The 18,456-nt window shown below is 62.3% G+C and carries 17 protein-coding genes and 2 pseudogenes; 7 read left to right on the top strand and 12 right to left on the bottom strand.

Annotated features, from left to right (window positions below):
* Positions 1 to 121: 121 nt before the first annotated feature.
* From AC3WLT_RS02375 to AC3WLT_RS02350, 6 genes and pseudogenes are all read right to left on the bottom strand, one after another.
* A pseudogene (locus AC3WLT_RS02375) lies at positions 122 to 199 on the bottom strand (type II 3-dehydroquinate dehydratase); the annotation flags it as partial.
* Positions 200 to 218: 19 nt separating this feature from the next.
* Positions 219 to 1,052 carry a shikimate dehydrogenase gene (gene aroE / locus AC3WLT_RS02370; protein WP_492590418.1) on the bottom strand — a complete coding sequence of 278 codons (834 nt, stop codon included), beginning with the start codon at positions 1,050 to 1,052 and terminating at the stop codon, positions 219 to 221.
* Complete coding sequence (locus AC3WLT_RS02365) at positions 1,052 to 2,272, bottom strand: CaiB/BaiF CoA transferase family protein (RefSeq protein ID WP_492590323.1); 1,221 nt, start codon at positions 2,270 to 2,272, stop codon at positions 1,052 to 1,054. Before AC3WLT_RS02365 ends, aroE begins: the two co-directional genes overlap by 1 nt.
* Entirely contained in the window at positions 2,272 to 2,730 is a 459-nt protein-coding gene (locus tag AC3WLT_RS02360; protein ID WP_492590322.1) for a MaoC family dehydratase, read from the bottom strand. Before AC3WLT_RS02360 ends, AC3WLT_RS02365 begins: the two co-directional genes overlap by 1 nt.
* The gene (locus AC3WLT_RS02355) at positions 2,714 to 3,124 is read right to left on the bottom strand and encodes a VOC family protein (RefSeq protein ID WP_492590417.1); all 411 of its coding nucleotides are present in this window, start codon (positions 3,122 to 3,124) and stop codon (positions 2,714 to 2,716) included. Before AC3WLT_RS02355 ends, AC3WLT_RS02360 begins: the two co-directional genes overlap by 17 nt.
* Positions 3,125 to 3,289: 165 nt before the next feature.
* A pseudogene (locus tag AC3WLT_RS02350) lies at positions 3,290 to 4,219 on the bottom strand (ketopantoate reductase family protein); the annotation flags it as partial.
* A gap of 95 nt (positions 4,220 to 4,314) precedes the next feature.
* Here AC3WLT_RS02350 and AC3WLT_RS02345 point away from each other — a divergent pair.
* Together AC3WLT_RS02345 and AC3WLT_RS02340 are read left to right on the top strand one after the other, a co-directional pair.
* Positions 4,315 to 5,220: a LysR family transcriptional regulator gene (locus tag AC3WLT_RS02345; RefSeq protein ID WP_492590321.1), complete on the top strand. Its 906-nt coding sequence runs from the start codon at positions 4,315 to 4,317 to the stop codon at positions 5,218 to 5,220.
* A 424-nt stretch (positions 5,221 to 5,644) separates the two neighbouring features.
* Complete coding sequence (locus AC3WLT_RS02340) at positions 5,645 to 6,313, top strand: RraA family protein (protein WP_492590320.1); 669 nt, start codon at positions 5,645 to 5,647, stop codon at positions 6,311 to 6,313.
* A gap of 229 nt (positions 6,314 to 6,542) precedes the next feature.
* Here AC3WLT_RS02340 and AC3WLT_RS02335 read toward each other — a convergent pair whose 3' ends face one another.
* The 6 genes from AC3WLT_RS02335 to AC3WLT_RS02310 all read right to left on the bottom strand — a co-directional run bounded on the left by AC3WLT_RS02335 (position 6,543) and on the right by AC3WLT_RS02310 (position 13,222).
* Positions 6,543 to 7,577, bottom strand: coding sequence for an L-idonate 5-dehydrogenase (locus AC3WLT_RS02335; RefSeq protein WP_492590319.1), 1,035 nt, complete (start codon positions 7,575 to 7,577; stop codon positions 6,543 to 6,545).
* A gap of 112 nt (positions 7,578 to 7,689) precedes the next feature.
* Positions 7,690 to 9,129: an NAD(P)(+) transhydrogenase (Re/Si-specific) subunit beta gene (locus AC3WLT_RS02330; RefSeq protein ID WP_492590318.1), complete on the bottom strand. Its 1,440-nt coding sequence runs from the start codon at positions 9,127 to 9,129 to the stop codon at positions 7,690 to 7,692.
* Positions 9,126 to 9,458: an NAD(P) transhydrogenase subunit alpha part 2 gene (locus AC3WLT_RS02325; protein ID WP_492590317.1), complete on the bottom strand. Its 333-nt coding sequence runs from the start codon at positions 9,456 to 9,458 to the stop codon at positions 9,126 to 9,128. Before AC3WLT_RS02325 ends, AC3WLT_RS02330 begins: the two co-directional genes overlap by 4 nt.
* A gap of 10 nt (positions 9,459 to 9,468) precedes the next feature.
* Positions 9,469 to 10,611: a Re/Si-specific NAD(P)(+) transhydrogenase subunit alpha gene (locus AC3WLT_RS02320; protein ID WP_492590316.1), complete on the bottom strand. Its 1,143-nt coding sequence runs from the start codon at positions 10,609 to 10,611 to the stop codon at positions 9,469 to 9,471.
* Between the two features lie 170 nt (positions 10,612 to 10,781).
* A complete protein-coding gene (locus AC3WLT_RS02315) occupies positions 10,782 to 11,891 on the bottom strand; it encodes a porin (RefSeq protein ID WP_492590315.1) in 1,110 nt (369 codons plus the stop codon).
* Positions 11,892 to 12,013: 122 nt separating this feature from the next.
* The gene (locus AC3WLT_RS02310; RefSeq protein ID WP_492590314.1) at positions 12,014 to 13,222 is read right to left on the bottom strand and encodes an aspartate transaminase; all 1,209 of its coding nucleotides are present in this window, start codon (positions 13,220 to 13,222) and stop codon (positions 12,014 to 12,016) included.
* Between the two features lie 277 nt (positions 13,223 to 13,499).
* On the opposite strand from AC3WLT_RS02310, the gene nac reads away from it, so the two are divergent.
* The 5 genes from nac (at position 13,500) to AC3WLT_RS02285 (ending at position 18,292) form a co-directional block, all read left to right on the top strand.
* Complete coding sequence (gene nac, locus AC3WLT_RS02305) at positions 13,500 to 14,426, top strand: nitrogen assimilation transcriptional regulator NAC (RefSeq protein WP_492590313.1); 927 nt, start codon at positions 13,500 to 13,502, stop codon at positions 14,424 to 14,426.
* A 223-nt stretch (positions 14,427 to 14,649) separates the two neighbouring features.
* Complete coding sequence (locus tag AC3WLT_RS02300) at positions 14,650 to 15,174, top strand: acetyl-CoA carboxylase biotin carboxyl carrier protein (protein WP_492590312.1); 525 nt, start codon at positions 14,650 to 14,652, stop codon at positions 15,172 to 15,174.
* Between the two features lie 6 nt (positions 15,175 to 15,180).
* A complete protein-coding gene (gene accC, locus AC3WLT_RS02295; RefSeq protein WP_492590311.1) occupies positions 15,181 to 16,533 on the top strand; it encodes an acetyl-CoA carboxylase biotin carboxylase subunit in 1,353 nt (450 codons plus the stop codon).
* Positions 16,534 to 16,616: 83 nt separating this feature from the next.
* Complete coding sequence (pxpB, locus tag AC3WLT_RS02290) at positions 16,617 to 17,288, top strand: 5-oxoprolinase subunit PxpB (protein ID WP_492590416.1); 672 nt, start codon at positions 16,617 to 16,619, stop codon at positions 17,286 to 17,288.
* A complete protein-coding gene (locus AC3WLT_RS02285; RefSeq protein ID WP_492590310.1) occupies positions 17,285 to 18,292 on the top strand; it encodes a 5-oxoprolinase subunit C family protein in 1,008 nt (335 codons plus the stop codon). Before pxpB ends, AC3WLT_RS02285 begins: the two co-directional genes overlap by 4 nt.
* Positions 18,293 to 18,456: the final 164 nt, after the last annotated feature.

Here is an 18,456-nt window from a genome sequence, read left to right as displayed (position 1 = left end):
GTGACGCGCGCGCAAGCAGATCTAGACACCATGATGATGTACGTGTTCGGCGGTCTCGATGTCAGCGTGGGCAAACCCTGTATGCAGCGAAACGGACAGCGTGAACAGGACGGCAGTGCAGGATTGTTCCGTACTGCGCCGGGTCGCGCTTGCCAAACATATTGTGGTTGATACCGTGAAGCATCAGGGTCGTTTTCATTCGTCACTCCGTTGCATTCTCAATCGAGCGGCACGGTGAGCCGGTCGATCACGGCGCGGGTCTGGGGCCGCACGCCGCGCCACCACGCGAACGCCTCTGCGGCTTGCTCCACCAGCATGCCGACACCGTCCGCGACACCCAGCACACCCGCATTGCGCGCGAGTCTCAGGAAGGGCGTCAGCCGCTTGCCGTAGGCCAGTTCATAGGCCGCGCCGGTTGGGCTGAAAACGCTCGGTGGAACCGGCGGCAGATCGCCGGTGAGACTGGCCGACGTCGCGTTGACCACCAGGTCGAACTGTCCTATCGCCTCAAGATTGCCGTAGCCGCAGGCGGCAAGCGGCCCGCTCGTGGCGACCTGGTCGATCAGCGCCCGAACCTTCGCGATGTCCCTGTTGACGACGACCAGTTCCGCGGGACGGGCGGCAAGGAAGGGCAGCAATGCGCCACGCACTGCGCCGCCCGCGCCGAGGACTAGCACGCGCTTGCCGGCCATCGGCAGGTTCAGGTTGACTTCGATGTCGCGTAACAGGCCGACGCCATCGAAGTTCTCGGCGATGATCCGGCCGTCCTTGAAGCTCAGCGCGTTAGCGGCGCCAGCCAGTGCCGCCCGTTCGCTGCGTTCGTCGGCCATCGCGAACGCCTTCAGCTTGAACGGCGCGGTCACGTTCATGCCTTTGCCGCCCGCTGCGATGAACGCGCGCACGGTCGCGGCGAACGCGTCCTGCGGTTCCAACGGTCCTTCGATTGCCGTATAGGACATGTCCTGCTGCGTCTCCTGCGCGAAGAGACCGTGGATCAGCGGGGATTTCGTATGGCCGATCGGATTGCCGACCACTGCGTATTGGTCAGTCATCATGGCCTCACTTTCGAATACAACACACCATCGGTTTGCATTGCGTCGATCTCGGCAGCGCCGAAGCCCAGCGATTGCGCCACTTCCGCGTTGTGCTGACCGAGATCGGGCGCGACCTCGCGGATCGTCGTGTCGCAGTCGGAGAAACGGAACGGCAGGTTCGGCAGACGCAACTTGCCGTAGCGCGGGTGCTCCTGCTCGACCACCATGCCGCGCGCGACGATCTGCGGATCGGCAAGCACTTCGTCAATGCGCTGCACCTTCGCGCAAGGCACGTCGATGCTATCCAACAGCTCAAGCACCTGCGCGACCGGTCGGCTTGCCACCCAGGGCTTCACGACGGACAGAATCTCCAACCGGTTCGTATTGCGTCCCGCGAGGGTGTGAAAGCGTGTGTCGGTGCCAAAACCGTCCGGTCCGCCGTGCGACTCGACCACGGCGGCGAAGCGCTGCCACGCGTCGTCCACCTGCGCTGCGATCACGAGGTCGCCGTCGGCGGCACGGAACACGCCGTAGAGCGTTGACGTGGGCATGTCGTGACCGGTCTGCTCCGGCACGATGCCTTGCATCGTGTAGCACTGCACCGCGTATTCGTGCATTGACATCAGTGTGTCGTACAGCGCCATGTCGACGTGTTGCCCGCGGCCGCTCTTCACGCGACCAAGCAGCGCGGCATTGATCGCGGCCACTGCATGAATGCCGGTGTACATGTCGCCGAGCGAAATACGCATCAGCGGCGGCGGTTCGCCGGGATTGCCGATCATCTGCATGATCCCGCTCCGCGCTTCGGCAATCAGGCCGAAACCGGCGCGATGCGCATCCGGTCCGGTATGGCCGTAAGCTGATATCGAGCAGTAGACCAGTTTCGGATTGCGCGCAGACAGTTCGTCATAACCGAGCCCGAGCTTGTTGAGCGCACCCGGCCGGTAGTTCTCGACGAATACGTCTGCCGAGTCGCACAGCCGCTGCATAAATTCCTTGCCGCGCGGGTCGCGCATGTTGACGCTGACGCCGCGCTTGCCCATGTTCAGTTGCAGGAAATAGCCGCTCTGCTCGTCATCGAGCACCGTGGCATGCTGACGCCCGGCGTCGCCGCTGCCGGGACGTTCGACCTTGATGACTTCGGCGCCGAGCGCCGCGAGACAGCGCCCAACATACGGACCGGCCAGAAAATGGCTGTAATCGACGACGCGAATACCTTCGAGAGGACGTGCTTGCATCAGAATGCTCCCGGGCGGCGCGGCACCATCAGACGATGCTCGCCATGCTGGACGACATTTCCGTCCTGATTAATCAGTTCGGACGGCAGTACGACGATCCCCCAGTCGGGACGGCTCTTGCTCGCGCGCATCGTGTCCACACGGAATTTCACGTGCAGCACGTCATTGACCTTGATCGGCAGGTTGAAGTCCCACGTCCACCCGAGCGACATGCCAGGCAGGAAGCGGTAGTCGCTTTGGGTCTTGAGTCCATCGGCGATCGACAAACCAAATAGACCGTGTGCGACGATCGAACCGAAGTGGCTCGCGTTCGCGTATTCCTCGTCCACATGAACCGGTGTGTGATCGCCTGTCAGGTCGGCATAGGCCAGAATGCGTTCCTTGGTTACCGTGTAGTTCGGGCTCACGCACTCGTCGCCCTCGCGGGCATCGTCCCAATATTTATCGACGATCGTCATCTCGCACCTCCGCACGCGGATTGATGTCCAGTGCGCGCGCCACGCACGACGCGGGCTTCGCCTGGATCAGTTCGACGGCGAGGCCGTCCGGCAGGCGCAACCAGTTGCGCCCCTGTGGCATTTCGCTGACGTCATACTTTTGCGCGGCAGCCAGCGCGGCCTCCATGTCTTCGCACATGACACCCAGGTGGCCGAGGCGGCCTTCAGGCGCGTCATGCTGCGGGTTATGGATGAATTGCAAACCGCCGAGCGTCCAGTACTGACGGGGTTCCTCGACGGTGCCGTCGACCTCGCGCATCGTCATGCCGAGAACGTCTTCGAAAAAGCGGATGTGCCAGTGGATGTCCTTCACCCAGATGGCGACATGCTCCAGATAAGCCTTGCTGCCGTTCATGCGGTTGTCTCCCTTGTCGACCAGAGTTGGCGCTTTAGCGCCTACTCTGGTCCCATGCAATTCATTGCGGTCGACCAGAGTTGGCGTGTCGGCTGGAGTTAGCGCTTTAGCGCTTACTCCAGCCCCACAGCGCGTTACTCCGGTCCCATGCAAGATGTTGCTGTGTTGTCGGTCGGTCATGGCGCGCTCGATGCCCTTGATGCACGCGACCAGCGTCGCGTTGACGGGCGTCGGCACGCCGTGCCGTTGTCCCCAGCGCACGACCGCGCCGTTGATAAAGTCGATTTCGGTGATGGAGCCTTTTTCGAGGCTTTGCAGCATCGAAGTCTTGAAGGTGGCGGATAGTCCCTCGCCGGCGAGGGTCCACGGGCGTTCGGGATCGGTGGTGGAGAGCGTTACGCCTGCGGCCTGGGCGACCGCGATCGCTTCGGCGACCGCTGCGAGCGCCGCATTCTTCAGAAGCGGTTCGTCGTAAAGCTGACCGTAGGTCAGGCCGGTGGTGCCGGTCAGCGCGCCGGTTGCGACATTGACCAGCAGCTTGTCCCACATCGTGCCGACGATGTTGTCGCTGACCGTGGTGGCCAGCCCGGCGGCGTTGAAGGTTTCGGCGATCGCCGTCACGCGGGAGGTGATCCGGCCATCGAGTTCGCCGATGTAAGTCGCCTTGCCGGCGACGCCGGACTCGATGTGCCCCGGATTGCGCATCACGCCGCCCACGTACGTCTTGCCGGCCAGCACGCGCTCGCGCCCCACGATGTCGGCGAGCCCATCTTCGTGCCCAAGGCCGTTCTGCAACGACAGGACCAGCGTGTCGGGTCCGATCAGCTCCAGGGCGCCGCGCATCGCCGCATCGGTATGAAATGACTTGACCAGCACGACGACCAGATCGACGGCGCCGGCCTCCGCGGCCCGCGTCGCCGCGCGGACTTTCACGCGACGCGAGCCGTTCGCATCGTCTACGCATAGACCATCGCGTCGCATGGCCTCTATGTGTGCCGCCGAGCGGTTCAGCAGCCAGACTTCGTTGCCGCCTTCGGTCAGCGCCGCGCCAATGGCGCAGCCCAGCGCACCCGCACCCAGAATCGCAATCTTCACTGTCGTCTCCTTAATCCGGAGATCAAGATACGATTCGGTGCTCATGTCCGCAATGCAATGGATACAATGATGTCATTGCATCAGACAATATCGCTATGAACCCGGCAGAACTCCCCGATCTGAAGCTGCTGCAGCTTTTCGATCTTCTCTACGATGTCCGCAGCGTCACACGCGTCGCGGAGCAGCTCGGACAGAGTCAGCCGACGATCAGCATCTGGCTCGGGCGTTTGCGGGAGCATCTGCAAGACCCGCTGTTCATACGTACGCCTGGCGGCATGGCACCGACGCCGCAAGCCGATGCGCTGATCGGTCCGTGCAGGGAGATTCTCGAATCACTGCGGCGCTTCGCTGCGTGGGAGATCGCATTCGATCCCACCACCGCAAAGCGGCGGTTCCGCATCTGCATGACCGACGCGAGCCACATCACGTTGCTTCCTCGAATGCTGGCGCACGTGCGCGCGCAGGCGCCGGGGATCCGCCTCGAAGCGGCCAGGATCGACGGCAATACCGAACGCGCGCTGGAATCAGGTGAGGCAGACCTTGCGATCGGCCACGTGCCCTGGCTCGGCGGCAACATTTACCAGCAGCAGTTGTACACGCAGGACTGGGTGTGTCTGATGAATAAGCATCATCCGCGCGTGCGCGGAAAGCTCGGGCTTAAGCAGTACCGCGCGGAAGGCCATGTCGCCATCGCGGCAGGGACCGGGGCGCAACTGCTGGAGCAAGCTCTTGTGCGCGAGCACGTTGAGCGGGACGTTGTACTCGAGCTGCCGGGTTTTCTCGGGCTCGGGGCCATCATCAAGAGCACCGACCTGATTGCCACGCTGCCGCGGCATATCGGCGAGACGCTGGCGAAGGTGAATGGCCTGTCGGTGCATCCGTGTCCGATACCGGTGGAGGGATTTGCGGTGCGGCAGCACTGGCACGCCCGCTATCACCACGAAGCGGGAAATCGCTGGCTGCGCGATCTGGTGGCTCAGCTATTCAGCAGTTTGCGGTGACTTTTCGCGGGACTGCGGTGGTCGCGGCGTCCTGGGAGGCTCTGCCTTATTGCCGTGCGGAGAACAGGTCTCGCGCTCACGTCTTCCACAACGCGAACTCCCCATGTGCGAGTTCCAGCGCCGCTTCCTCCGACAATTGCGTTTCATAAGCGTTTCCTATCGCGCAAGAACGAACCCGTCTTGGCGTGATTGGCGGGGGCGATATACCGTTATATCCGTGTTACAGCGGCAGCAAGGAAGGCAATGGAGAGCGCCTGGCTATCACTGTCAGACGGCGGGTAGCCAGTGAGGCATCTGTGCGTCGACAGGTGCAAATCGACTCCCGTCTTCGGACTGATGTGATGTGCCCGGATGAGCGCGTCGTGCCTACTCGTTCCTGACCTGCATGAGCCGCTCCCCTTACACTTGGAAGCGAAGATCGACCATGTACAAAGCCATCAGGAAAAACCCTTCGGCGCCTCAAGCTGCCGACAAGATCCTTACCGCATTGCGTGATATTCCCGTATCTGCTCTCAGCGACAACATGCATCGCAACATCGGCAGTGTGGGACTCCACCCCTATCAACGGCCCGGCAAGAAGACGATGGCTGGCACCGCGGTCACGGTGCGCTCGCGAGGCGGGGATAACCTGACTTACCTGCGCGCCCTGGAGTTTTGCCGTCCAGGTGACGTACTGGTCGTGGACGCGGGTGGCGATCTTAACAACGCTGTGGTCGGCGGGATTCTGTCTTTCTACGCAGCCCACATCGGCGTTGTCGGTTTGGTGGTAGATGGCGCAATCCGCGACGTCGCAGAAATTCGCGATCGGGATTTTCCAGTATACGCGCGCGGGGTCACGCACCGTGGGCCGTATAAGGACGGTCCGGGTGAAATCAATGTGTCGGTGTCGGTCGGAGGCATGGTGGTCAATCCGGGGGACATCGTGGTCGGTGATCAGGACGGCTTGCTGGCCATTCCGCAAGACGATGCCGAGCATGTCATTGAAAAAGCGCTAGCCGTTCTGGAAGCGGAGGCAGAGACCATGCGGGCGATGAAGGAGGGCCGCTGGAACCGCGCGTTTATCGATGCGCTCGAAGCGCGATGCAACAACTGAGCAACGCGTAGAGAGAAGGGCAAGAGCCGACGTCTGCATTGACGTCGGCTTTTTATATGGCCCAGCGCTCGTTGTTCTCGAACAGATAATCGAGCCGTTCGCAAGCGGGAAGTTCGGGCACCGGAGGCATGGAGTTTTCGTGAACGGTGTCGTCGGAAAGGGAGCCGTCATGGGTGGACGCACGGCGACGAACGCGGATTGCCGCGTCATCGTCGCCCTATGTGCGCGATCAATCGAAGCTCACCAGCACCTTCATCGATTTTGAACGGTCGCCCGCTGTCTGGAACGCCTTGACCGAATCCTGATACGGGAAAATGCCTGAAATCAAAGGCTTCACGTCGATCAATCCCTTGTTCAGCAGTTCGACGGCAACAGCGAACTCTTCGTGAAACCGGAACGCCCCGCGCAGATCGAATTCCTTGGCGACAATCACGTTGATCGGCAAGGCGATGTCGCCGCCGAGGCCGACCTGGACGATCACGCCGCGTGGTTTGAGCACGTCGAATGCACCGCGCAATGCCGCCGCGTTGCCGCTGGCCTCGAACAGAACATCGAAGCTGCCCTTGCCGGCGGCGAACGGCTGGAGCGCGTCCGGCGTCTCCGCGATGTTGAGCGCAAGGTCGGCGCCGACCTTTTTCGCGCTGTCGAGCGGCAGCGTATTCACATCGGTTGCTACGATCATCGCCGCACCGGCTCTGCGCGCAGCCGCCACGATCAACGCGCCGATCGGTCCGCACCCTGTGACGAGCACACGCTTACCGAGCAACGGACCCGCGCGGCGAACGGCGTGAAGCGCGACAGAGAGCGGTTCGGCCATCGCGGCTTCCGCATCGCTCAACGAGTCCGCCACGACGTGCGCCTGCGAACGGTCGATCACGATCTCCTGCCGGAATGCGCCTTGCACGTGCGGCGTGCGCATGGCGCTGCCGTAGTAGCGCATATCCAGACAGTGGTTCTGCAGCCCTTGCTGACAGTATTGGCACAGACCACAAGGCCGGCTCGGGCTGATGGAGATCCGGGTGCCGGCCGGCATATCCGTCACGCCAGGCCCCACACGCGAGACGGCGCCGGATACTTCATGGCCGAGCACCATGGGTTCCTTGATGCGAACCGTGCCGAAACCGCCATGATTGAAGTAGTGAAGATCGGAGCCGCAGATACCGCCGGCCCGAACCCGTACGAGCAACTGGTTCGCTTCCGGTTCAGGCGTGGGAACGTCCTCGATGCGCAGATCGAGTGGTGCGTGAATGACAAGTGCATGCATGGTAAGTGCCTATAACGGTGAATACGGGATCAGCACACTATACGGTAGCGTTTAAAGCCCTGGTCGACAAAGACCGAAGTTGTCTGGGCCGATAGTCGCCGCTTATGGTTGCTCACTCGAGCGCCTTGGTCATGTTCTCGATGACCTTCTTGGCGTCCGAGAACACCATCATTGTTTTGTCCATATAGAACAGATCATTGTCGAGACCGGCATATCCGGACGCCATCGACCGTTTGTTGACGATCACGGTGCGTGCCTTGTAGGCCTCCAGAATCGGCATGCCGGCGATCGGCGACGCCGGGTCTGTTTTTGCGGCGGGATTGACCACGTCGTTGGCGCCGAGCACGAGCACAACGTCGGTCTGGCCGAACTCCGCGTTGATGTCTTCCATTTCGAATACCTGGTCGTACGGCACTTCCGCTTCGGCGAGCAGCACGTTCATATGACCCGGCATCCGGCCGGCCACCGGATGGATCGCGTAACGGACCTCGATGCCCTTGCCGGTGAGCTTATCGGTCAACTCCTTCAGCGCATGCTGTGCTCGCGCGACCGCCAATCCGTAGCCGGGAACGATCACGACTGATTCCGCATTGCCTAGCAGGAACGCTGCATCGTCGGCGGAACCTGATTTGACCGGCCGTTGTTCCCGTTTGGCGCCGCCCTCAGCCGCGGCTTCAGCGCCGAAGCCGCCGAGCAGCACGCTAAAGAACGACCGGTTCATCGCCCGGCACATGATGTACGAAAGAATCGCACCCGACGAGCCGACCAACGATCCGGCGATGATCAGCATGGGGTTGTTCAGCGAGAAGCCGATGCCCGCGGCAGCCCAGCCCGAATACGAGTTGAGCATCGAGACGACGACCGGCATGTCGGCGCCGCCGATCGGAATGATGATCAGCACGCCAAGCGCGAACGCAATGGCGGTCATGACGATGAAGGGCAACCATGACTGGGTCAGAAAGAACGCAATCCCGAAGCCGACCATCGCAATGGCTAGTGCAAGATTGAGTGCATGCTGCCCGGGATACACGACCGGTGCGCCCTGAAACAGCCGGAAGCGGTATTTGCCGGACAGTTTGCCGAAGGCGATCACTGACCCGGAGAACGTGATCGCGCCGATGAAGGTGCCGATGAACAACTCGACGCGATTGCCATACGGCAGCTCGCCGCCGGTTGCGGCCAGTCCGAAAGCGGCTGGCTCGGAAACTACCGCATAGGCAATACAAACGGCGGCCAGCCCGATCAACGAGTGCATGGCTGCAATCAACTCGGGCATTTTGGTCATCTCGACGCGCGCGGCAACAACAGTGCCGATCGCGCCACCGACGATCAGCGCGACGACCAGGACCGCCAGCCCGAGCATCAGGTCCGAGCCGAGTGAGGATGCCTGTTTCGCGATCAACGCGAGGGTCGTCAGAATGGCGAGCGCCATGCCGACCATGCCGAAGGCATTGCCCAGCCTGGCGCTTTTCGGATTCGACAGCCCTTTGAGCGCCTGAATGAAGCATACGGAGGCGACAAGGTACAACAAAGTGACGACATTCATGCTCATCGCGAGGCTCCGTTGGCTTCGTTTGCGACCGGTTTTTTAGTGTCTTTTTTCCTGAACATTTCAAGCATGCGACGCGTCACGAGGAAGCCGCCGAATACATTGACTGCCGCGAGCGCCACGGCGAATGCGCCGAACGCTTTGCCGGTACCACCCACGGTCAGTCCTGCCGCCAGCATGGCGCCGACTATGACAATCGCGGATATCGCGTTGGTGACGGCCATCAGAGGCGTATGCAGGGCAGGGGTCACGTTCCAGACAACGTGGTAACCGACATAGATCGCCAGAACAAAAGTGATGAGATTGGTGGTGGTATGAGTGATGAGTTCCATGGCGGTCTCCTTACGCGGTTTTCAGCATCGAGGCGTCGTGACCCAGCAAGGTGGCCGCAACGATGTCGTCGCTGGTATCGATCTTCAGATTGCCGTCTGTATCGACGATCAGTTTCAGAAAATCGAACACGTTGCGCGCGTAGAGCGAAGATGCATCTGTTGCGACCATGGCCGGCAGATTGGTATAGCCGGCGATATGCACACCGTGGCGCAGCACCACGGCATCCGCTTCGGTCAGCGGGCAATTGCCGCCGCGCCTGTCGCCCACGCTTGCACCTCTGCCTGCGGCCAGATCGATGATCACCGAGCCCGGTTTCATCTCACGTACCGTCTCTTCGTCGAGCAACGTGGGGGCTGTGCGTCCCGGGATCAGCGCGGTCGTAATGACGATATCCGCTTGTCGGGCCCGTTCATGAACCAGAACGCCCTGGCGTGCGATCCACGAGGCCGGCATCGGGCGCGCGTAGCCGCCTGCACCCTGGGCGGCTTCGCGCTCTTCGTCGGTTTCGCACGGGACGTCGAGAAACTTTGCGCCCAGGGATTCGATTTGCTCCTTGACGGCGGGGCGCACGTCCGACGCTTCGATCACCGCGCCCAGTCGCTTTGCCGTGGCAATCGCCTGCAAGCCTGCGACGCCTGCGCCGAGGACGAGTACCCGTGCCGCTTTGACGGTGCCCGCAGCGGTCATCAGCATGGGCAGGAACCGTTGGTACAAACTCGCCGCCAGCAGCACGGCCTTGTAGCCGGCGATATTGGCTTGTGACGACAGCACATCCATGCTTTGCGCGCGAGTCGTACGCGGAATCGATTCGAGTGCGAACGCGGGTACGCCTGCGGCGCGAATTCGGGCGACCTGATCCACGTCGAACGGGTTAAGCATGCCGACGAGAATCGCGCCACGCTTCATTTTCTGGAGTTCGATTTCTGTCGGTGTCTGTACTTTGAGTACGAGATCGGCGGCGAATGCTTCGGCTGATTCGACCAACGTTGCGCCGGCCTGTGTGTAGGCGGTATCGGGGAAATGGGCACGCTCGCCTGCCGTGCTTTGCACTAGAACGGTATGCCCCTGCGCGGTGAGTTTTTTGACTGTTTCCGGCGTGCCGGCGACACGCGTCTCGCCGGCGCGGCTTTCGGCAGGGATGCCGATTCTCATGAGTGTTCCTCCTGGGATGGATGGGCGGTATTGGCGGATCGAGGTCTGCCTTCTGAACCTGAGACTTGGTATTGGCGATCGGAGCGAGATTGCGCTCCGATGTGATGCGGCTTTCGGCGGGGACTGTTCGGCATCGGGAAACGCCGAACAGTCGTTGGATGCCTTAGACGTTAGAACTTGTGACGCAGACCGATCGCTGCCTCGAACAGCGAGTTGTAGCCAAAAAACGGCTGGTTCGAACCGGAGGCGGCGGCGAGAGTCGTCCACGCGCCGGTGAGGTGGTTGTAGTCCACGCCGACATAGACATCGGTGCGCTTGCTCAAAAAGTAGTCGAGCGTCGGGCCGCCGGTGATGCGTGTGCCGCTCCGGCCCGCGTGATGGACGAAGTCGATGTAGAACGGCAGATCGAGCACGAGTGCCGGCGTGATGTAGTACTGGACCGCGGTGGAGAAGGAGTCGTTGCGATAATCGGCCGGATAGACGTGGCTGTAGATATACGAGCCGAACACCTTCGCCGCGCCGAATTTATAGGTTGCGCCCGCGGTGAAGATTTTTTGCGAGCTGTCCGGGATCGTCACGCCGAAGTAGGTACTGCCATAGGTGCTGGTCGCAGGCGTCAGGCCGCCAATGTCGTTCACGACCTGGTAGGCCGCGCCGACGCTCAACGGGCCGTGGTCATAGGAAAGGCTGACGGCCGGTGAGGAGTTCTGGTGAATGTTGCCCGCTGTCTGGCCAAACGTATAGGCACCCTTGAGGGTGAAGCCGGCGAGCGTCGGCGAGGTGTATCGCACGGAATTGTCCAGACGGCCGCCGCCGGTCAATCCGGCGCCCTGAAAGCCGATTGTGCCGGTGTAATTGGCGAACGCAAAGATGTCGTGCGTCCATCCCATTTCATGCACCAGCGTGTATTGACGCCCCATCGTCACCGTGCCGTAAGGGCTGCTGAGACCGACCATCGCGGTGCGGCCGAACAGGCGGGCGGCACCGGACGGCGTGGACTGCTGTGTCACACCGGTATTCGGTGTAAAGCCGCCTTCGAGTTGGAAAATCGCGGCCAGCCCGCCGCCGAGATCCTCGGTTCCCTGCAAACCCCAGCGGCTGCCCTGGATCTCGCCGCCGCTACCCATCGTGAAAAGCTTCCCGCCGGACTTGTTCTGGTGGGTGTCGTAGCGCACCGCTTCGTCGATGATGCCGTATAGGGTGACGCTCGACTGCGCGTGTGCGACCCCGGAGATTGCCAGTCCAAGACCAGTTAGTATAGCTAAAGTATGCTTTTTCACGAATAGATCCCCTTGCAGATTGACGAAAAGTGGAAAACTCCAAACCGACTGCCGCGTCCTCTCGGCGCGGCATGTCTTTTTACAAAGCGACGACGCTACGTATTCACGTCGTCGCCATACTCTCATTTCAGTGCGGCTACCGCGGCTGCAATCTTCCTGCAGCCCTCATCGATGATCTCGATGCTCGTGGCGATCGACATCCGGAAGAAAGGTGAAACGCCATAGGCCGATCCGGCAACCAATGCGACGCCGGCGTGCTCGAGCAGATACAGAACGACATCCGCGTCGCCCTCGAGGCGCTTGCCTTGCGGCGTGGTGCGGCCGATCATGCCGCCGCAATTGACATACAGATAGAAGGCGCCGCCCGGTGTTTTGCAACTGATACCGGGAATCGCGTTGAGGGCTTCGAGCGCGTGGTCACGGCGCGCTTTGTAGGTCCGCACCGATTGCTGTACGAATGTCTGGTCGCCGTTCAGCGCCGCGAGCGCCGCGGCCTGGCTGATCGAGCTGGCGTTGCTGGTGGATTGGGACTGAAGCGTGTCCATGGCCGCGATCAGGTCGGCGGGGCCAGCGGCGTAGCCGATACGCCATCCGGTCATCGCGTAGGTCTTGGAAACGCCGTTGACGACCAGTGTGCGTGAGCTGAGTTGGGGTTCGATCGAAAGCAGGTGTTGCGGCGCTTCGCCGTCGAAGCGGATATGCTCGTAAATGTCGTCCATCATCACCAGCACGTGCGGGTGACGCAACAGCACATCCGCCAATGCGCGCAGTTCGCCGGTGCTATAAGTTGCGCCCGTGGGGTTGGTCGGCGAATTGATGATGAGCCAGCGCGTGCGTGGCGTGATCGCCGCTTCGAGGCTGGCGGGTGTGAGCTTGAAGCTGTCTTCCTCGGTGCAGGGCACGACGACCGGCTCCCCATCGCAGGCGAGCGCCATGTCCGGGTAGGACACCCAGTAAGGGGCGGGAATCAGGACTTCGTCGCCGGCTTCCACGGTGACGGCAAGCGCGTTAAAGATCGCGTGTTTGGCGCCGCACGTGACGATGATGTGTTTGGGATCGTATGAGAGTCCGTTTTCCCGCGCGAGCTTCTGCGCGATGGCGGCGCGCAGTGCCGGCGTGCCGGCTGTTTGCGTGTAGCGCGTTTCTCCACGCTCCATGGCGTCGAAGGCGGCGCGACGGATATGCTCCGGCGTATCGAAATCGGGTTCGCCGACCACGAGGTTGACGATGGTTTTTCCCTGCCGCCGCAGTTCCGCGGCCCGGTCGGCCGCAGCACTACTCGGCGAAGGTTTGATTCGCTGGACGCGGGCGGCAATTCGCGATGCACTCACACTTGACTCCTCAACGGCATTTGACGAGCCTTTACATTAAGCGCGCGAAAAAGTTCAAGCCAAGATGACTTTCCGCTGGTGCAATAACATCCACTTATGACGCAATGGTACGCGTGCGCGTCCGTCCGGCCTTTGCCGATCGAGGTCCATGCGGGGATACGCTGGCACACTGCTGTTTCGCGTTGCCACAGTCAGAGGAAGGTTTTTTAAGCACTGTGCGCCGGGCGGCGCTTGCCCTATCATTGTTGCCATCCCTTAATGTTGAGACGCGACTACCGTGAACCTGCGGCGTTTGAAGTACTTCGTGAAGATCGTCGATATCGGCAGCCTGACGCAGGCCGCCGAAGTGCTTCATATCGCCCAGCCGGCGCTGAGCCAGCAGTTGATCACGCTCGAAGACGAGTTCCAGCAACAGCTGCTGGTGCGTACCAAGCGGGGCGTGACGGCCACCGAGGCGGGCGCGACGCTGTATCGCCACGCCCAGCTGATCCTGCGCCAGTATGAACAGGCTCAGGCCGACGTCAAGAGTGCCGGCCAGACGCTGTCAGGCCAGGTTTCGGTGGGATTGGCGCCCGGCACCGGAGCGTCGGCGCTGTCGTTGCCGCTGTTGCGCACTGTTCGCGCCCGGCATCCGGACATCCTTCTCTACATCAACGAGAATTTCGGCACGACGCTTAGCGAGCTGATCATGAACGGGCGGATGGACATGGCGGTGCTGTATGGCGATAAGCCCGTGCATGGTCTGTCGTTCCAGCTTCTGATGAACGAGGAACTGTTCCTTGTCGCCCCGCGCAGCATGGGAATCACGCAGGAGCAGATCGGCGTGTCGGAGCTGCGTGACGTGCCTTTGCTGCTGCCGCGTCCGTACAACTATCTGCGCAAGTACGTCGACGAGGGATTCGCGCGCGTCCAGATGATCCCCAAGGTCGTGGCCGAAATCGAATCCGCGTCGACGTTGTCGGCGGCGGTGAGCGCGGGGATCGGCGCGACCATCCTGCCGGATTCCACCGCTCGCGTGGTCGCCGCGGCGGGCGACATTGTCTGCTGCCGCATCGTTTCGCCCGTCATCAAGATTCCGCTATCGGTCTGTCTGTCCGATCACCTGCCGCTTTCCGAGCCCGCCGCGGCCGTCAAGGACATCCTGCTGGAACTGGCCGGCGACCTCGCGCTCGACGTGCGTTCGGAGCCCGGCGCCGATACATAAGCGCACCTTATCGCTACAAAGCCAAACCGTCTTGGCGCAATTTTTATGCGCCGGATACATTGAGTCCATCGTCGATCGCCCGGTTCGCAGTGAGCCGGAGCGACGAGGCTAGCCGTCACGCGGGCGAGACAACTGGAGAGCGAATCTGGTTGCCGTACAGCCCCAGCGGTGCTTCGCGCACGCCAGTCGACCGGCGCGCGTCCAACCGGCCACGGACTCAAAGATGGATCTCCAGAAGATTAAGGCGCTTATCGACCTGTTAGCGGAATCTCCGCTAGCCAAGCTCGAGGTCATCGAGGGCGACGAACGGGTCAAGCTCGTGAAGGCGAAACGGCGCGGCAAGCGGGCTGATGCGCCAGCGGGCGACGAACGTGCAGCCACGGCGTGCGCCTCGGACGTTCAAGGGGCTCAAGGGGCTCAAGCGCCGCTCGCCGAGCCGGCGCAATCAGCCGACGTAACCCGCGCAGCCCCCGCAATCCCTGCAACCCCGGCACCCCTTGCAACCGCAAATGAGCCGCAACTCGTTCGTGCGCCCATGTTCGGCGTCGTTCATCTGACGCCGGCGCCCGGCGAGGCGCCATTCGTGAATCCCGGTGACGCGATCGAAGAAGGGCAGGTGCTCTGCACGATTGAGGCAATGAAGATGTTCAATGCGATCGAGTCCGAATTCAGCGGCGCCGTTCTGGAGATTCTGGTGGCTCCGGGCAGCGAAGTGGAATCCGGGCAGCCGCTGTTTCGGATCGGCTGATCGACCATGTTCAACAAGGTACTGATTGCCAACCGCGGCGAGATCGCGCTTCGAATCCAGCGCGCCTGCCGTGAACTGGGTCTTAAAACCGTTGCCGTCCATTCCGAGGCCGACGCCGATGCACGGTATGTGCGGCTCGCCGACGAAGCGCTGTGCATCGGTCCTGCTGCACCTGGGCAGAGTTATCTGAACCGGGCCGCGATCCTGTTCGCGGCGCACGTGAGCGGCGCGCAGGCGATTCATCCCGGTTACGGCTTTCTTTCGGAAAACGCCGATTTTGCCGCGCAGGTCGAGGCAGCGGGCATGGCCTTCATCGGCCCCGAACCCGACTCTATCCGGACCATGGGCGACAAGGTCGCCGCCAAACGGGCGATGCGCGCGGCCGGCGTGCCATGCGTGCCGGGCCCGGATGGCGGTCTGCCGGACGATCCCACGGAGATCCTGCGGGTCGCGCAGGACATCGGCTATCCGGTCATCGTCAAAGCGGCGGGCGGCGGCGGCGGGCGGGGCATGCGAGTCGTGCCGGGCCCCGAGCAGTTGCTCGAGGCGGTGTCGGTGACGCGGGAGGAAGCACGCCGCGCCTTCGGCAAGCCGGAGCTCTATGTCGAGAAGTTTCTCGAGCATCCGCGTCACGTCGAAATTCAGGTCTTGTGCGATACGCACGGCAATGCCCTGTGGCTCGGTTCGCGCGACTGTTCGCTGCAACGGCGTCATCAGAAGGTACTGGAAGAGGCGCCCGCACCCGGCATCGACCCGGAGCTGATCCGGCAAGTGGGCGAGCGCTGTGTCGAGGCCTGCCGGCAGACGAATTACCGCGGCGCGGGCACCTTCGAATTCCTGTTCGAGAACGGCCAGTTCTATTTCATCGAAATGAACACGCGGTTGCAGGTCGAGCATCCCGTGACGGAGATGACGTCGGGCATCGACATCGTGCGGGAACAGATCCGGATCGCCCAGGGACACGCGTTGACCCTTCGTCAGTCGGACATTCGCACGCTTGGCCATTCTCTGGAGTGCCGGATCAACGCGGAGGACCCGTTCACCTTCGTCCCGTGTCCGGGGAAGGTTTCCGTTTGGGAACTGCCGGGCGGCAACGGCGTACGGGTGGACTCGCATATGAGCGGCGGCGCTGTCGTGCCGCCGTATTACGACTCGCTGATCGCCAAGGTGATCACACACGGCGCAACCCGTGAGGAGGCGCTGGCGCGCATGCGCCTTGCACTCTCGGAGATGCGCATCGAAGGCATTCGCACCAACGTGCCATTGCATCGGGCCATGCTCGAGGACGAAGGATTCGGTGAGGGCGGGGTCGATATTCATCATCTGGAGCGTTGGCTCGCAAAGAGGAAACAGACATGACGCTGACCGTTGAGCATGCGTCGATCGCGCACGCGGACGCAGTCGAACGGCTACGGCCGGATTCACAGAGGACCGTCCTTGCAATGAAACAGGATGAATCGGAGCAGCCGCTTTGCATCAGCATGCTGGGTACGACGGCCATGTTGTTCGAAGCACCGGGCGCACTCGATCTGCGTGCGCAACGCCGCATCTGGACGCTCGCCCGTGAGGTCGAATCGTGGCCGGGCGTGCGTGAGGCAGTACCGGGGGTGACCAATCTGATGCTGACGTTTTCCACGCCGCCCGCGGATCCGGATTCGCTGGGCGCTGCTTTGCGCGACGCGTGGGCCGCGGCGAGCGAGTTGCAGATCGAAGGGAAGGTGGTGGAATTGCCGGTGGAATATGGCGGCGAGTTCGGGCCGCATCTGCAGGACGTGGTGAATCACACCGGGTTGTCTGTCGATGAGGTCGTGAAATTGCACTGCGCGCCGCTCTACACGGTCTATGCGCTCGGCAGCCATCCGGGTTACTGCTACCTGGGCGGCATGGATCCGCGCATCGCCACGCCGCGGCGCAAGGTGCCGGTGCTGGGACTGCCAGGCGGCGCGGTGTCGATCGGCGGGGTGCAGACCGGGGTCTCGGCGTCGGCGGGACCGAGCGGCTGGAACACCATCGGTCATACGTCGATGTCGTTCTTCGACCCGGCACGTGACAACCCGGCCACGCTCGCACCCGGCGACATGATCCGTTTTCGCGTCGAGAGGATTGTTCCATGATCGAGATCCTGTCTTCTTCCGCGCTCGCCACGGTGCAGGACCAGGGGCGTGAAGGCTATCTGCGCTACGGCGTCGGAACGGCCGGCGCGATGGACCGGTTGGCGCTCGCGGTCGGCAATCTGCTGCTCGGCAATCCGGACGACGCGGCCGGCATCGAAATTCCGATGTTTCCCTTCCGTATCCGCTTCCTCGAGGACCTTGCGTTCGCCATCACCGGCGCCGACTGCTCGGTGCGGCTGGGCGACCGGCCGGTGCTGCCGTGGTGGACCGTGCAGGCGAAACAGGGCGACGTGCTGACGATTGGCGTCCCGACCAGCGGCACGCGCTGTTACCTGTCGCTTGCAGGCGGCGTGGACGTACCGGTGGTGCTCGGCTCGCGTAGCACGCAGTTGCGCGGCCAGTTCGGCGGCTATAACGGTCGTCAGTTGCACAAGGGCGATGTGGTGAAGGCGGTGGGGTTCGCAAACGGCGCCGCGCCGCAAGATCCGGTGCATGCCGCGGGATTCGGCACTGTGCCGCCTGAGTACTCGTTGCCGGCTCCGTTATCCCTTCCCGGAGCCGACGCAGGCGAAACCGTGGTGCGCGTGCTGCCCGCCGCGGAGTACGACTGCTACCAGCCGGAATCGCTGGAAGCGTTCTGGCGCGATGGGTGGAAAGTGACGCCGCAGAGCGATCGGTACGGATATCGCCTCGCCGGTCCGACATTGATCGCGACGCATGCGATCGAAAAGCGCTCGCATGGGATCGTGCCGGGTGTGATCCAGGTGCCGCATAGCGGACAGCCGATCATTCAGCTTCGGGATGCCCAGCCGTCCGGCGGGTATCCGAAGATCGGCACCGTGATCGAGGCGGATTTGTGGCGGCTCGCGCAGGCGCGCATTGGTACGAAGATTCGCTTTGTTCAGACGACGTATACGGAAGCCGTCAACGCACTGGAAGAACTGGACAGCTATCTCGTCAAGGTGCGCAATCTCATTGCGCTGTTTCGTCCTTCCCGACACTGAAACATGACACAAAAAATCGAAGTGGATATCGACGAGCTTCGGCAAATCACGTCGTGGCTGGCAGCGGTCGATATCGAGTTCATCGAAATCAGCAAGCCCGGGGCGACGGTTCGTTTGACGATGGAGCAGGTGTCCTGCTCCGCCGGCGTGGACGCGCCGGCGCC

The organism is Paraburkholderia sp. FW306-2-2C-D06C (assembly GCF_058781505.1).
This window is presented reverse-complemented; position numbering and strand designations above follow the sequence as displayed.

What these genes read in the sequence shown, in the direction of transcription:
- AC3WLT_RS02340 (WP_492590320.1), top strand. Translation starts at nt 5,645, where the DNA reads ATGTACAAAGCCATCAGGAAAAACCCTTCGGCGCCTCAAGCTGCCGAC.
- accC (WP_492590311.1), top strand. Translation starts at nt 15,181, where the DNA reads ATGTTCAACAAGGTACTGATTGCCAACCGCGGCGAGATCGCGCTTCGA.
- AC3WLT_RS02285 (WP_492590310.1), top strand. Translation starts at nt 17,285, where the DNA reads ATGATCGAGATCCTGTCTTCTTCCGCGCTCGCCACGGTGCAGGACCAG.
- AC3WLT_RS02345 (WP_492590321.1), top strand. Translation starts at nt 4,315, where the DNA reads ATGAACCCGGCAGAACTCCCCGATCTGAAGCTGCTGCAGCTTTTCGAT.
- AC3WLT_RS02325 (WP_492590317.1), bottom strand. Translation starts at nt 9,458, where the DNA reads ATGGAACTCATCACTCATACCACCACCAATCTCATCACTTTTGTTCTG.
- AC3WLT_RS02300 (WP_492590312.1), top strand. Translation starts at nt 14,650, where the DNA reads ATGGATCTCCAGAAGATTAAGGCGCTTATCGACCTGTTAGCGGAATCT.
- aroE (WP_492590418.1), bottom strand. Translation starts at nt 1,052, where the DNA reads ATGACTGACCAATACGCAGTGGTCGGCAATCCGATCGGCCATACGAAA.
- AC3WLT_RS02365 (WP_492590323.1), bottom strand. Translation starts at nt 2,272, where the DNA reads ATGCAAGCACGTCCTCTCGAAGGTATTCGCGTCGTCGATTACAGCCAT.
- AC3WLT_RS02360 (WP_492590322.1), bottom strand. Translation starts at nt 2,730, where the DNA reads ATGACGATCGTCGATAAATATTGGGACGATGCCCGCGAGGGCGACGAG.
- AC3WLT_RS02355 (WP_492590417.1), bottom strand. Translation starts at nt 3,124, where the DNA reads ATGAACGGCAGCAAGGCTTATCTGGAGCATGTCGCCATCTGGGTGAAG.
- AC3WLT_RS02335 (WP_492590319.1), bottom strand. Translation starts at nt 7,577, where the DNA reads ATGCATGCACTTGTCATTCACGCACCACTCGATCTGCGCATCGAGGAC.
- pxpB (WP_492590416.1), top strand. Translation starts at nt 16,617, where the DNA reads ATGAAACAGGATGAATCGGAGCAGCCGCTTTGCATCAGCATGCTGGGT.
- AC3WLT_RS02320 (WP_492590316.1), bottom strand. Translation starts at nt 10,611, where the DNA reads ATGAGAATCGGCATCCCTGCCGAAAGCCGCGCCGGCGAGACGCGTGTC.
- AC3WLT_RS02330 (WP_492590318.1), bottom strand. Translation starts at nt 9,129, where the DNA reads ATGAGCATGAATGTCGTCACTTTGTTGTACCTTGTCGCCTCCGTATGC.